1 pseudogene is annotated in these 901 nt (G+C 66.6%); it reads left to right on the top strand.

The features are described from left to right. Positions 1–223: 223 nt before the first annotated feature. Positions 224–901: pseudogene (locus EXE44_RS17245) on the top strand (hypothetical protein); the annotation flags it as partial.

The following is a 901-nucleotide window of genomic DNA, read 5'->3' as shown; positions in this document are numbered from 1 at the left end:
AAGTTGCCACGGGTTCAAATCCTGTAGCGCCCATGATTCCTCGACGGACGGAGCGAGGGGCTACATCCGGCCCGAATGTTCTGAACGAGACCGCGGCGAGCTCTGCGGCTCGATCGTAGGAGGTCGTACTCCGAGTGCTGATTGCCACGTGGCTGACTGCTCGTTTTCTCCGGGCCGCACCGTTACCCCCACCTTCTTGAGCCGGTGATGACATCGTAGCCTCATGGCAAGCGCGGCGTCACCGCTCTCGGAACCGCGTGTGTTGGCGCACGCGAAGCGCCGCCTGTTCCCCGACGACGCCGACGACGGGTACGCAGTCGTCGATACCCAGTTCTCCTCCGACCAGTGGCTCGCCAACGAGTCCGTCGATCCGAATGTCACGGACGAGCTGGCGCCCTTCAACCACGTCCGCGTCGGCTCTGGATACCCGGATCTCGTCGGTGTGCGGCTGCTGAGCGACGAGTTACTGGCCGTGGACCGCCTCGGCGACGACCCACCGCTGATGGTCGTCGAAGCGAAGGGCCACACGAATCGGAGCGACGCCGACGTCGAGCGCGGAATCGTCCAGGCGTACGACCGGCTCCACGAAGCGAACGCCGCGTACGTTGCCGCGCCGGCGAACGCCGTCTCCCAGTCCGCCCGGACGCTCGCTCGTGAGTTGAACGTCGGTATCCTCGGCGTCACTCCCGACGGCACCGTCGATCCGGTCGAGACCCCGCGCGTCGTCGGGAACCGAACGACGACGGAGACGACGGCCATCCGATTCCAGGCCGGTGCCCAGGGCGTCGCCGGCAAGTCGTTCGGCCTCAACCACCCGAAGAACTACCTCGCGTATCCGCTCGCCGTCTCCCACGACCGGGACACGGAAGAGATCCTCGCGGAGCACGTCGTGCGCGCCACC

It is taken from the genome of Halorubrum sp. SS7, from assembly GCF_005435055.1.
In the GTDB taxonomy this organism is placed as follows: Archaea; Halobacteriota; Halobacteria; order Halobacteriales; family Haloferacaceae; genus Halorubrum; species Halorubrum salinarum.
This window is presented reverse-complemented; position numbering and strand designations above follow the sequence as displayed.